The sequence below is a fragment of the Pseudomonas sp. GW821-FHT03E01 genome, from assembly GCF_059420765.1.
In genome coordinates this window covers 1-13,007 of the sequence record NZ_JBWKUI010000026.1, presented here as the reverse complement: position 1 = coordinate 13,007, position 13,007 = coordinate 1, and the positions used below count along the sequence as shown (strand labels likewise).

At 58.7% G+C, this 13,007-nt stretch carries 12 protein-coding genes; 4 read left to right on the top strand and 8 right to left on the bottom strand.

The features are described from left to right. Positions 1-93: 93 nt before the first annotated feature. Both rpsI and rplM read right to left on the bottom strand, forming a co-directional pair. Positions 94-486, bottom strand: coding sequence for a 30S ribosomal protein S9 (gene rpsI, locus AC07VO_RS28950; protein ID WP_003228056.1), 393 nt, complete (start codon positions 484-486; stop codon positions 94-96). Positions 487-500: 14 nt separating this feature from the next. Beyond that, positions 501-929: a 50S ribosomal protein L13 gene (gene rplM, locus AC07VO_RS28945; protein ID WP_007939824.1), complete on the bottom strand. Its 429-nt coding sequence runs from the start codon at positions 927-929 to the stop codon at positions 501-503. Between the two features lie 245 nt (positions 930-1,174). On the opposite strand from rplM, the gene AC07VO_RS28940 reads away from it, so the two are divergent. Next, the gene (locus AC07VO_RS28940; RefSeq protein WP_064616200.1) at positions 1,175-2,215 is read left to right on the top strand and encodes an NADP(H)-dependent aldo-keto reductase; all 1,041 of its coding nucleotides are present in this window, start codon (positions 1,175-1,177) and stop codon (positions 2,213-2,215) included. 50 nt (positions 2,216-2,265) lie between these two features. Here the strand turns inward: AC07VO_RS28940 and AC07VO_RS28935 are convergent, their stop codons facing one another. Further along, positions 2,266-3,402, bottom strand: a complete 1,137-nt coding sequence (locus AC07VO_RS28935) for an acyl-CoA dehydrogenase family protein (RefSeq protein WP_018930117.1) — start codon at positions 3,400-3,402, stop codon at positions 2,266-2,268. Positions 3,403-3,646: 244 nt separating this feature from the next. Between AC07VO_RS28935 and AC07VO_RS28930 the strand changes: the two genes are divergently transcribed. Next, entirely contained in the window at positions 3,647-4,543 is an 897-nt protein-coding gene (locus tag AC07VO_RS28930; RefSeq protein ID WP_172901249.1) for a GlxA family transcriptional regulator, read from the top strand. 84 nt (positions 4,544-4,627) lie between these two features. On the opposite strand, the gene zapE is transcribed toward AC07VO_RS28930, so the two are convergent. The 3 genes from zapE to AC07VO_RS28915 all read right to left on the bottom strand — a co-directional run bounded on the left by zapE (position 4,628) and on the right by AC07VO_RS28915 (position 7,837). Next, the gene (gene zapE / locus AC07VO_RS28925; protein ID WP_019582361.1) at positions 4,628-5,722 is read right to left on the bottom strand and encodes a cell division protein ZapE; all 1,095 of its coding nucleotides are present in this window, start codon (positions 5,720-5,722) and stop codon (positions 4,628-4,630) included. Positions 5,723-5,812: 90 nt separating this feature from the next. Further along, positions 5,813-7,168 (bottom strand): tryptophan--tRNA ligase, encoded by a 1,356-nt coding sequence (locus tag AC07VO_RS28920; RefSeq protein ID WP_086946160.1) that lies wholly within the window; start codon positions 7,166-7,168, stop codon positions 5,813-5,815. A gap of 24 nt (positions 7,169-7,192) precedes the next feature. After that, on the bottom strand, positions 7,193-7,837 hold the full coding sequence (locus AC07VO_RS28915; RefSeq protein ID WP_086946161.1) for an alpha/beta hydrolase: 645 nt from the start codon (positions 7,835-7,837) through the stop codon (positions 7,193-7,195). 144 nt (positions 7,838-7,981) lie between these two features. Between AC07VO_RS28915 and AC07VO_RS28910 the strand changes: the two genes are divergently transcribed. Beyond that, complete coding sequence (locus AC07VO_RS28910) at positions 7,982-8,416, top strand: Z-ring associated ZapG family protein (protein ID WP_018930114.1); 435 nt, start codon at positions 7,982-7,984, stop codon at positions 8,414-8,416. Between the two features lie 151 nt (positions 8,417-8,567). On the opposite strand, the gene AC07VO_RS28905 is transcribed toward AC07VO_RS28910, so the two are convergent. After that, positions 8,568-9,299, bottom strand: a complete 732-nt coding sequence (locus AC07VO_RS28905; protein WP_064616197.1) for a YiaD family glycine zipper/OmpA-like lipoprotein — start codon at positions 9,297-9,299, stop codon at positions 8,568-8,570. Between the two features lie 104 nt (positions 9,300-9,403). Next, positions 9,404-10,093 (bottom strand): MBL fold metallo-hydrolase, encoded by a 690-nt coding sequence (locus tag AC07VO_RS28900; RefSeq protein WP_086946162.1) that lies wholly within the window; start codon positions 10,091-10,093, stop codon positions 9,404-9,406. 170 nt (positions 10,094-10,263) lie between these two features. On the opposite strand from AC07VO_RS28900, the gene AC07VO_RS28895 reads away from it, so the two are divergent. Further along, the coding region (locus tag AC07VO_RS28895; protein ID WP_495007726.1) for a M10 family metallopeptidase C-terminal domain-containing protein at positions 10,264-13,007 on the top strand (2,744 nt) is incomplete at its 3' end.

Sequence of the window (13,007 nt, the reverse complement as noted above, 5' to 3'; positions counted from 1 at the left end):
TTGTCACAGCGCAATTCGTTGATAAATAGCGCCCATAAAAAAACGCCCAGCTTCGCAAGGAAACTGGGCGTTCTTTTTGAACGTGAAAGCGAATTAACGCTTCGAGTACTGCGGACGCTTACGCGCTTTACGCAGACCGACTTTCTTACGTTCAACTTCACGTGCATCGCGGGTTACGAAGCCAGCTTTGCGCAGAGCAGAGCGCAGAGTTTCGTCGTAGTCCATCAGAGCGCGAGTGATACCGTGGCGGATTGCGCCAGCTTGACCACTTACACCACCGCCGATCACGGTGACGTAGATGTCGAACTTCTCGACAGTCTCAGTCAATTCCAGCGGCTGACGAACTACCATGCGGGCAGTTTCGCGGCCGAAGAAATTATCCAGCGAACGGTTGTTGATGGAGATGTTACCAGTGCCCGGACGCAGGAAAACGCGTGCGGTTGCAGTCTTGCGACGGCCAGTGCCGTAATTTTGAGTCGCCGACATAATGAACTATTCCGTTAAAACTTCAGTTCTTGGGGCTGCTGAGCAGTATGAGGGTGAGCAGCGCCCGCATAGACTTTCAGCTTACGATACATGTCGCGACCCAGCGGGTTCTTAGGCAGCATGCCTTTGACCGCGGTCTCGATCACGCGCTCAGGGGCTTTAGCGATCAGCTTTTCGAAGTTGATCGACTTGATGCCGCCCGGGAAACCGGAGTGGGAGTAGTACATTTTGTCAGTGGTTTTAGCGCCAGTAACACGTACTTGCTCAGCGTTGATTACGACGATGTAGTCGCCGGTATCAACGTGAGGAGTGTACTCAGCCTTGTGCTTGCCACGCAGACGGCTCGCGATTTCAGTGGCCAGACGACCCAGGGTCTGACCAGCAGCGTCGACGACAAACCAGTCGCGCTTTACTGTTTCCGGTTTAGCAGTAAAAGTTTTCATTCTTTATAGCCTCAGGGGCCGCCCTGTAAATTAGACGGCGGATCTTACTGAATAGTGCGTACTTTGACAAGTCAAAGGCAGCCGGATACAGACGCTTTCGGGGGCTCGGGTCGGCGCGTCCGTTCAACGGCAAGATTCTTCGGCGGCGGCGCATCACTTCCACTGCAGAAAGAGGTGCGCAATTATGCAGATTGCGAAAAATATTTCAACCTGCTTTTATGATTGTTTTGCCCAAGGAGCACCCGATGGACTATCGCCAGCTAGGCCGTACCGATCTGAACGTGAGCGCCATCTGCCTCGGCACCATGACCTGGGGCGAGCAAAACAGTGAGGCTGAAGCCTTCGCCCAGATCGAACGCGCCAAGGGCGCCGGGATCAATTTCATCGACACCGCCGAGATGTACCCGGTGCCGCCCAAGGCCGACACCTACGCCACCACCGAGCGCTACATCGGCAACTACTTCAAAAGTCGCGGCGATCGCGCCGACTGGATCCTGGCGAGCAAGATCGCCGGCCCCGGCAACACCATCGACTACATTCGCGACAAAAACCTGCGGCACAACCGCCAACACATCAGCGAAGCCGTGGACGCCAGCCTCAAGCGCTTGCAGACCGATTACATCGACCTCTATCAACTGCACTGGCCGGAACGCAGTACCAATTTCTTTGGCCAGCTCGGTTACAAACACAAGATCGAAGCCAATCTGACGCCACTGGAGGACACCCTCGAAGCGCTGGACGAACAGGTCAAGGCTGGCAAGATCCGCCATATCGGCCTGTCCAACGAAACCCCGTGGGGCACCATGCGCTTCCTTGCCCTCGCCGAAGCCCGTGGCTGGCCCCGCGCGGTATCCATCCAGAACCCCTACAACCTGCTCAATCGCAGCTTCGAAGTCGGCCTGGCGGAAATTGCCATCCGCGAACAATGTGGCTTGCTGGCCTACTCGCCACTGGCGTTCGGCTTTCTGTCGGGCAAGTACGAAGGTGGCGCGCGTCCGCCAAAAGGTCGCCTGAGCCTCTACAGCCGCTTCAGCCGCTATTTCAACCCGCAGTCGGAAGCAGCGTGCAGCCGTTACGTGGCACTGGCTCGTGAACACGGCCTGGACCCGGCGCAGATGGCACTGGCGTTCGTCACGCAGCAACCGTTCGTAACCAGCAACATCATTGGCGCCACCACGCTTGAGCAACTGGACAGCAACATTGCCAGCGTCGATTTGAAGCTGTCGGATGAAGTGCTGGCAGGCATTGAGGCGATACACCAGGATCAGCCGAATCCGGCACCGTAACTTACGTCGACGATCGTTCCCACGCTCTGCGTGGGAACGATCACGCTGCATTACAGCGACCGCGCAATAATCTCCTTCATGATTTCATTGGTCCCGGCATAAATCCGCTGCACCCGCGCATCCGCCCATGCCCGGGCGATCGGGTATTCCCACATGAATCCGTAACCGCCATGCAACTGCACGCATTCGTCGAGCACCTTGCATTGCAGGTCGGTGCCCCAGTACTTGGCCATCGCCGCCGTCGGCACGTCGAGCTTGCCTTGCAGATGCAGTTCCAGGCAGCGATCGACGAAAACCCGGCCGATCTGGATCTCGGTCGCCATTTCAGCGAGCTTGAAGCGGGTGTTCTGGAAGTCGGCGATGGCCTTGCCGAAAGCCTTGCGCTCACGGGTGTAATCCAACGTCCACTGCAACGCCGCTTCGGCTGACGCCAAGCCTCCCACCGCGACCGTCAAGCGCTCCTGCGGTAATTCCTGCATCAGGTAAGCGAAGCCCATCCCCGCTTGGCCCAATAGGTTTTCCTTGGGCACCCGAACGTCCTGGAAGAACAGCTCCGAGGTGTCTTGAGCCTTCATGCCGACCTTCTCCAGGCGCTTGCCCTTGGCGAAACCCGGCGTGTTGGCCTCCACCAGAAACAGACTGGTGCCCTTCGCCCCCGCTTTCGGATCAGTCTTGGCCACGACGATCACCAGGTCAGCCAGAAAGCCGTTGGTGATGAAAGTCTTCGAACCGTTGATCACGTATTCGTCGCCCTCCAGCACCGCAGTAGTCTTCACCCCCTGCAGGTCGGAGCCAGCACCCGGCTCGGTCATGGCGATCGCAGTGACCATCTCGCCAGACACCAGCTTGGGCAGGTATTTGTGTTTCAGCGCCTCACTGCCGTAATGCAGGATATAAGGCGCAACAATGTCCGAATGAAGAGAAAATCCGATCCCGGTCAGCCCCAGACGACCGACCTCCTCGATCACCACTGCGCTATAGAGAAAGTCTGCCCCCAGCCCGCCGTATTCTTCCGGCAAATGCGAACAGAGCATCCCCGCCTCCCCCGCCTTGTTCCAGAGATTGCGGTCGATATAGCCTTGTTTCTCCCATTGCCCATGGAACGGCACGGCCTCTTTTTCGAGGAACGTTCGCACGCTGTCGCGAAAAAGCTCGTGCTCGGGGCTGAACAAGGTTCTGGGGATCATGCGTCACCTGTCGTTATTGTCAGACGGAATTGATCTTCAGAGACTAAGCCTCGCTTCCGATACAGGACACTGGACACATCCGACAAAAAATAAGACGATCCAGCCGTCTGGTGACCACTTTCCCCTATAAGAATAAAGTTGAATTATGTCTAACCAAGCCTCCAAGCCCTTGCGGCGCGTCAGCATCCTGGCTATCGACCGGGTTTTCGCTTCCACCCTCATGCAAGCCAAGGATTTCTTCCATCTGGCCAGCCTGCGCTATGGCAAACAACTGGGCCACGGCCTGACACCGGCGTTCGAAACCCGACTGGTCAGCCCCGACGGCAAACCGGTGAACAGCTTCAGCGACGTGATCATGCCGGTGGACGGCGGCCTGGAAAATGCCGACGTCATCATCCTCCCCGCCTTCTGGGACGATTTCGACACGCTCTGCAAACGTTATCCACAGGTCCTGCCGTGGCTGCGCGAACAACACGCCCGCGGGGCAGTGCTGTGTGGCGAGGCCACGGGGGTGTTCTGGCTCGCCGAAGCCGGGCTGCTCAACGGCAAGGAAGCGACCACGTACTGGCGCTTCTTCAATGCTTTCGCTGAGCGCTTCCCGCAGGTTCATCTCAATCAGGACAAACACCTGACCGACGCCGACAACCTGTATTGCGCCGGCGGCACCACCTCGGCCTGCGACCTCTACATTTACCTGATCGAGCGCTTTTGCGGTGCCAACGTGGCCCAGGCCGTGGCTCGCGACATTCTCTACGAAGTGCAACGCAGCTATGCGCCGGGGCGGATCGGTTTCGGCGGGCAAAAACTGCACCAGGATGTGATCATCCTGCAGATCCAGCATTGGCTCGAAGAACACTTCGCCGATAAATTCCGCTTCGAAGACGTGGCCCGCGAACACGGCATGAGCATCCGCAACTTCATGCGACGCTTCCAGACCGCCACCGGCGATAAACCGCTGCATTACCTGCAACGCCTGCGCATCGAGACCGCCAAGGGCTTGTTGTCCGGCAGCCGCAAGAGCATCAAGACCATCAGCTATGAAGTCGGATACGACGATGCGAGCTTCTTCGCCCGGCTGTTCCGCCAGCATACGGAGTTGTCACCGAATCAGTATCGGCAGCAGTTTCAACAAGCAGCTTAAGGGCTGGACACCAATCCAGATTGGCTCTTCAGCGCGCATAAAAAAGGGCCTGCAATGCAGGCCCTTTTTATTTTCCGAAATGTCCTACGGCTTGTGCGCCCGGGACAGGAATTCGTGAGACTGCATTTCCAGCAAGCGGCTAAGCGTGCGCTGGAACTCGAAGGTCAGGCGACCGCCGGTGTAGAGGTCTTTAAGCTCGACTTCGGCGGAGATGATCAGCTTCACGTTGCGGTCGTAGAACTCGTCGACCATGTTGATAAAACGTCGGGCGATGTCGTCGGTGGTGACGCTCATCTGCTCGACGCCGCTGAGCAACACGGCATGGAAGATCTTGCCCAGTTCGATGTAGTCGTTCTGGCTGCGCGGGCCGTCGCACAGTTCGCGGAAGTCGAACCAGGCCACGTCATCGCAAGTGCGCACGGCGCGGATTTCACGGTTCTCGATCATCAGCACGTCGTTCTCGACGGCAGCCGTGCATTCCGGCGTCAGGGCCCGGAAACTCTTGCGCAGGCTTTCCTGGGCGGCTTCGTCCAGCGGGAAGTGGAACAGCTCCGCTTGCTCGAGGTGACGCAGACGGTAATCGACGCCGCTGTCGACGTTGACGATTTCGGTGTTCTGCTTGATCAGCGCAATGGCCGGCAAGAAGCGCGCACGTTGCAGGCCGTCCTTGTACAGACCGTCCGGCACGATGTTCGAGGTCGCGACCAGGGTCACGCCGTTCTTGAACAGTTCTTCCATCAGCGTGCCAAGGATCATGGCGTCGGTGATGTCGGAGACGAAGAATTCATCGAAACAGATCACTCGCGTTTCGTCGGAAAAGCGCTTGGCGATGATCGTCAGCGGGTTTTTCTCGCCGCCCAGAGTCTTCATCTCTTCGTGCACGCGCTTCATGAAGCGGTGGAAGTGAGTGCGGGTCTTTTCCTTGAACGGCAGCGCTTCGAAGAAGGTGTCGACCAGGTAAGTCTTGCCGCGACCCACGCCCCCCCAGAAGTACAGGCCCTTGACCGGCGCCTGGTCCTTCTTGCCAAACAGTTTGCCGAGCAGGCCCGGTTTGTTCTGCGAAGCCGCGACCAGATCGTCGTACAGGCGCTGCAAATGACGCACTGCCGTTTCCTGCGCAGCATCGTGGAAGAATTCCGGGCGTTTCAGATCAGCTTGGTATCGTTCTAGGGGCGTCATAATTCGTTAGCAAGGCAACAAAAACGGGCCGTCACTGTAGCGACGGCCCGTGGGAATGGCAATCGGCCCTTGGTCGGACCGAACCGTTGTTTATTCCTGAACCGGTGTCAGTGCAACCCGCAATTCGCCGATGGCAGCATCGCGAGCAGCACTGTCGGCGAAGGCCGGGCTGTCGGCCACGCACTCGCCTTCCAGCCAGACGCTGAAGCTCAGGTCTTCACTGCGCACGTCCAATGGCTGGCCGGATTGCAGTTGTTTGGTCACCTGACCTGCGGTTTTGCCATCGGCGAAGTGGCGCGACAGCAGCAGCTGCTCGCCATCGGCCGCCAGCAGACGGAAGCGGAAACTGCCATCGTCTTCACGGAAGCTGACGAAGCGCGCGGCTTTCGCGGCTTTCTTCTTGGTGGTGGCAGCGACTTGAGTCTGGGCGACGAAAGAACGCAGGCCGACCGCTTCACGCAACTCGTTGAGGAACGGCGTGGCCACGGCACGCGCCTTTTTGGCGCCGAGCTGCAGGATGTCTTCCAGGTCTGCCGGGCGGCCGATCAACTGGTGATAACGATCGCGGGACTCGCCCAACTCGTTGTCCAGCAACTGGAACAGGCGATTCTTCGCCTCGCCCCAACCCAGGCCCTGGAGCAATTCGCTGCGGAACTCGTCGGCTTGTGCCGGTGTAGCGAAAGCCTGGAACAAGGTGAACAGGTGCGAATTGTCCGGATCTTTGGCTTCGCCCGGGGCACGGGAGTCGGTCACGATCCGCGAAATCGCGTCTTTCATCTCTTTGGCGCTGCTGAACAACGGAATGGTGTTGTCGTAGCTCTTCGACATCTTGCGACCGTCGAGGCCTGGCAGCGTGGCGACGCTTTCCTCGATCAGCGCTTCGGGCATGGTGAAGAACTCCTTGCCCTGGCCGAACAAGTGGTTGAAGCGCTGGCCGATGTCACGGGCCATTTCCACGTGCTGGATCTGGTCACGACCGACCGGCACCTTGTGGGCGTTGAACATCAGGATGTCCGCGGCCATCAGCACCGGGTAGCTGTACAGGCCCATGGTGATGCCCGCATCCGGGTCTTCGCCATTCTCGACGTTCTTGTCCACCGACGCCTTGTAGGCGTGGGCGCGGTTGAGCAAGCCCTTGGCGGCCACGCAGGTCAGCAGCCAGGTCAGCTCCGGGATTTCCGGGATGTCGGACTGGCGATAGAACGTCACCCGGTCCACGTCCAGGCCACCGGCCAGCCAGGTCGCGGCGATTTCCAGACGCGAGCGCTGGATGCGCAGCGGGTCATCGCATTTGATCAGGGCGTGGTAGTCGGCCAGGAAGTAGAACGAATCGGCATTGCTATCGCGGCTGGCAAGAATCGCCGGGCGGATAGCCCCCGCGTAATTGCCCAGGTGCGGCGTGCCGGTGGTGGTGATGCCGGTGAGGATACGGGTACGAGTCGTCATGGGTAATCGCTTGTCAGACTGCAATCAATTCGAAAGACGCGGCAGGATCAGATCCTTGAGATCGGTCAGCTTGCCATGAAAAAAGTGTCCGCATTCTGCCACTTTCAGCAGCTCATGGGGGCGATCGAGTGCGTCGGACCAATCGTAAACGAGTTGCGGATCGATCACTTCGTCGGTTTCCGGCTGGATCACGGTCAATGTACCTTGGTGCGGCAGTTGATCCTGATCGCCCAGACGCATGACCGCAGGCGCGACCATGAACAGATGCTTGATCTGCTCACCCTTGGCCTCCAGCCGTCCGCCGAGACTGGCTGCAACAAAACCGCCGAAGGAGAAACCGAACAGGGTCAAAGGTAATTCAGGATGTTTGGCCCGCAGCCACTCGGCCGCTGCCTGGGCATCGTCGACTTCGCCGGAGCCCATGTCGTGCGAGCCTTCACTGGCACCGACGCCACGGTAGTTGAAACGCAAGGTAATCAAACCGGCGTCCCGCGCGGTGCGCTGCAGGGTCGAGACGACTTTGTTGAGCATCGTGCCGCCCTGCACCGGGTTCGGATGGCAGATCAGCGCCAGGCCGCGGGGCTGCTCATTGTCCGGGCTCATGTTTTCCAGATACAGGGCTTCCAACTGACCCACCGGGCCATCAATCACTACAGGGGTTTCGCGCATAAGCAAGGAAGGAACTCCGTGACCTCGAATCGGGTCGACTCGTCTAGCAAATTGTCTGTGCCAATCTATTGCGAGTGAATCGCGGTATACAGCGCAGGTTCGAGCCGTTAACGTAAAGCAAAGCCGTTTATAGAGGAAGGACTCGTGGAACACTCGCTCTTAGTTTGGTTGTTGCCGACTCTTGCCCTGGTTGTGGGTGTCGCCATTGGATTCCTGATCGCTCGCCTGGTGCCGAATGCCGCTCCGAGCAGCACGCAACGTCAGCTGGATGATATTCAGGAACGTTTTGACAAGTATCAGAACGAAGTGGTCACCCACTTCAACAGCACTGCATCCCTGGTCAAGAAACTGACTCAGAGCTATCAGGAAGTGCAGGATCATCTCGCCGAGGGTGCCAACCGCCTGGCCCTGGACGAGCAGACTCGCCAACGCTTGCTGGCTGCCCTGCACGCTGACGCGGTGCAGGCTCCACGGGAACGCCTGACGCCACCGCGCGATCAGGAACCGCCTCGCGATTACGCTCCCAAAGCCCCGAACGCGCCGGGCATGCTCGATGAGCATTACGGCCTGAAGAAGTAATCAGGTTTCGCGCGACACCAAAAGCCCTCGGATGAGTGATTGTCCGGGGGCTTTTTTAATTCTGAAGCTTTCATCGCCTGAACAAGCGGCACAAAAAATGCCCGATCCTTTCAAGGATCGGGCATTTTCATTTCAGGGGAAGGTCAGCCTCTTATGGGTACTGCTGAACAGTGCCTTGCTGTTGCTGACCGCCATATTGCTGACCCGGAATCGCCTTCAGGTTGACCTCGACGCGGCGGTTCTGTGCCCGGCCATTGGCATCACCGTTGCTGGCAATCGGGTTATCCGGCCCGGCACCACGTGCCGACAGATTGGCGCCGCTGACACCCTGTGAGGTCAGGTAAGTCGCCACGCTCTGGGCGCGACGCTGGGACAGGTCCATGTTGTGCTGGCGGCTGCCGGTGCTGTCGGTGTAGCCGACGATCTCGATCTGGTTCTGGTTGAACTCCTTGAGCGAGCCCGCCAGGTTGTTCAGCGGCTGGTAGAAGCTTGAGGCAATGTTCGCCGAATCGGTGGCGAACGTGATGTTGCCCGGCATGATCAGCTTGATCTGATCGCCCTGGCGCTGCACCTCAACCCCGGTGTTGGCCATGCTGGCGCGCAGCTTTTTCTCTTGCTGGTCGGCGTAGTAACCGTAACCGGCAGCAGAAGCACCCACCACGGCGGCGCCAATCAGCGCGCCCTTGCCACGGTTATCGTGACTGATGGCAGCACCGGCCAGCGCACCGGCCAGGGCGCCGAGGCCACCGTATTTGGCGGTATTGCTCATGCCCGTGGAGCTGCCATCGGCCTGACCCTGGTTGTCATAAGGGTTCGGCGATGCACAACCGGACAACAGAGCCACTGCAGTAGCGACAACGATCAAACGACGCGAGGTGAACATGGAGGAGCTCCTACTTTTTTGCATTCTGTGGTGCAACGGACTTAAGCAATGAACCTTTGCGGGCGTTGGATCACTGGCAATGACAAAAATTCCGTCAGAGCCCTTCAAGCTCTTACAAAGGGGTTACCGCGCATTTCATCGCCCAGACAGGTGTCCGGGCCATGCCCGGCCACCACGGTTGCCTCTTCGTCGAGGGTATACAACCGCTGCTTGATCGATCGCACGAGTGTTGCCTGATCACCACCCCACAAATCCGTGCGCCCTACCCCACGCTTGAACAGCGTGTCACCGGCAATCAGCAGCTTAGCCTCTGAAAACCAAAAGCTCATGGAACCCGGCGTATGACCCGGCGTGTGCAACGCCACGCCACACCCGCACGCCAACTCTTCATCATCGGCCAACCAGCGATCCGGCGATGGCACCGGGGTGTAAGGCACACCGAACATCTGGCACTGCATCTCCAGGTTGTCCCAGAGAAATTGATCTTCTTTATGCAGGTGCAGGGTCGCGCCGGTTTTCTCCTTCAACTGACCGGAGGCGAGGAAGTGATCGAGGTGTGCGTGGGTGTGAATGATGCTGACCACCTTCAGGCCCAGGGCGTCGAGCCGCGCCAGGATCAGCTCGTGATTGCCGCCTGGGTCGACGACGATGGCTTTTTTAGTGATGGGGTCGCCGATGATTGTGCAGTTGCACTGCAAAGGGCCGACGGGGAAGGTTTCGCGGATGAGGGTGGGGGTCGGAGCGTTCACGGGAGGCCCTGATAAGTCGATTTCGAACAGGATACCAGCGCGCATTCCTCAAGACTCACTGGCGCACGTCGACACAGATTTACTGGCCAGTTTTTTGACGCCATTATTAAAAAAATAGTGGCCATGTAATATCAATTGACGCTGACTCTGGTGCAAAATCGCGTCCTTGTAGCGGCCACATACAGGACGGTCGCAGCCTTCTCAGGATATTTAGAATGTCGTCTCCTCTTGGTTACATTTTAACAAAGCCATCTGTTCTAACCGGTAACCAACAAGTCGACAGCCTGATCTATGGCACCTCCTGGCTGAGCCCTGACTTCGGCGCAGACATCTTCGCGACAAGGCTGACCTATAGTTTCGTCACCCCCGGCCAATCGTATTTCTCTGCCAAATACAGCTTAAAAAATGAATTCCTGAACAGCTTCGCTCTGACATCGGCTCAACAAAACGCCGTGACCGGTGCGCTTGGCGCCTGGAGCGCCGTGGCTAACGTCAAGTTCACTCTGGTCAGTGACAACATCAACACTGTGGGCGACTTGCGATTCGGCGGCTATTGGGACATGGACGACGACGCCGCTGCCTGGGCCTACTTCCCCGACCGGACACCGCTGGCCGGAGATGTATGGATCAGCCCGGATACGAACAACCCTACCCCCGTCAAAGGCACTTACGACTTCATGACGTTCGTGCATGAAATCGGTCATGCCCTCGGCCTCAAACATCCATTCGAGTCGAGCCAATCCAACAGTACGCTGATCTCGCCTCTGCTCGATGATACGCATTACACGATCATGAGCTACAACAATGCGTACTCCTATCAGCCGACGACACCGATGCTGCTGGATATTCTCGCTATCCAGAAAATTTACGGCGCCAACATGCTTTGGCAAACCGGTGACAACGTCTATCGCTGGGCACCCGACCAATCAGTATTCGAAACCATCTGGGATGCCGGCGGAAACGATACGATCGATGCCAGCAACCAGCAGGCGGCTGTCAGACTGAACCTGAATGAGGGTGAGTTCAGCAACATCGGCAAGGCATTCGTCGACATCCCGAACCTGCAACTGGTCAATGACGGGCTGGCGATCGCCTTTGGCGCCAAAATCGAAAATGCCACCGGTTCGGCTTTTAACGATGAGCTTATCGGCAATGCGCTGGGTAACGTTCTCGATGGTGGTGCCGGCCAAGACGTCATGATTGGCGGTGCAGGCAACGACGTTTACGTTGTGGATAACGCTGATGACGTGGTGGTGGAAACCAGCACCTCGCTGAGCGAAATCGACACGGTGCTGTCGTCGATCAGCTACACCCTGGGCAGCAACCTCGAGAACCTGACCCTCACCGGCAGCGACCAGCTCGACGCCACCGGCAACGCCCTGAACAACGTGCTGATCGGCAACAGCGGCAACAACGTGCTGGACGGTGGCCTCGGCGCCGACGTGATGATTGGCGGCTTCGGCAATGACACCTACGTCGTCGACAACCTCAAGGACGTGGTCACCGAGACCAGTACCCTGGCGAGCGAAATCGACACCGTACGCGCCTCGGTGAGCTGGACCCTGGGCGCCAACCTGGAAAACCTCACCCTCACTGGCAGCGACAACCTCACCGGTGTCGGCAACGCCCTGAACAACGTGCTGACCGGCAACAGCGGCAACAACGTGCTCAACGGTGGCGCGGGGCTGGACACGCTGATCGGCGGCGCCGGCGACGACACCTATATCCTCGACCAGGCCGGTGAACTGGCGCTGCTGCAGGAAACCGTCGACCAGGGCCATGACCTGCTGAACATTGCCTACGCCTCGACCCTGGCCAGCAGCACCGTCGACCTCAGTCAAAGCAACCTGCAGAACGTCGAAGATGTCACCGTCACCGGCCTCGGCAACTTCACCGTGATCGGCAACGACCTGAACAACATCCTGATAGGCAACGCCTACGACAACACCCTGCTAGGCGGGGCCGGCAACGACTGGCTGGATGGTTGGGCCGGCGCCGACAAGCTCATTGGCGGCAGTGGCGATGACACCTATGTCATCTACAACAACGGTGTACAAGTCACTGAACTGGCTGACGAAGGCCACGACCTGATCCAGACGGCAGTAAGTTACTATTTGGAAGACAACGTCGAAGACGCTGTGCTGCTCGGTTCTGCAGCGCTGAGCCTCACGGGCAACAAGCTCGACAACCGTCTGACCGGCAACGCCGCCGCCAATATCCTCGACGGCCGGGGCGGGGCCGACACCCTCGACGGCGGTGCCGGTAACGACACCTACTACGTCGATAACGTCGGCGACACAGTGATCGAACGCGGTACCTCGCTGAGCGAAATCGACACGGTGCTGTCGTCGATCAGCTACACCCTGGGCAGCAACGTCGAGAACCTGACCCTTATCGACTTCAACGACCTGAATGCTACCGGTAATGCCCTGAATAACCGCATCGTCGGTAACTACGGCGACAACACCCTGGACGGAGGACTTGGCGCCGACGTCATGATCGACGACCGCGGCAGCGACACCTACATCGTCGACAACCTCAAGGACGTGGTCATTGAGACCGGCTCCTCGCTGTGGGATATCGACACCGTGCGCTCCTCGGTCAACTGGACCCTGGGTGCCAACCTGGAAAACCTCACCCTGACTGGCAGCGACAACCTCAACGGCGTCGGCAATGCCCTGAACAACGTGCTGACCGGCAACAGCGGCAACAACATCCTCAACGGCCAGACCGGCCTGGACACCATGAGCGGCGGCGCCGGTGACGACACCTACGTCCTCGACCAAGCCGGCGAACTGGCGCTGCTGCAGGAAACGGCCGACCAGGGCCGCGACCTGCTGAACATTGCCTACGCCTCGACCCTGGCCAGCAGCACCGTCGACCTCAGTCAAAGCAACCTGCTGAACGTCGAAGATGTCACCGTCACCGGCCTCGGCGCCTTTACCGTGATCGGCAACGA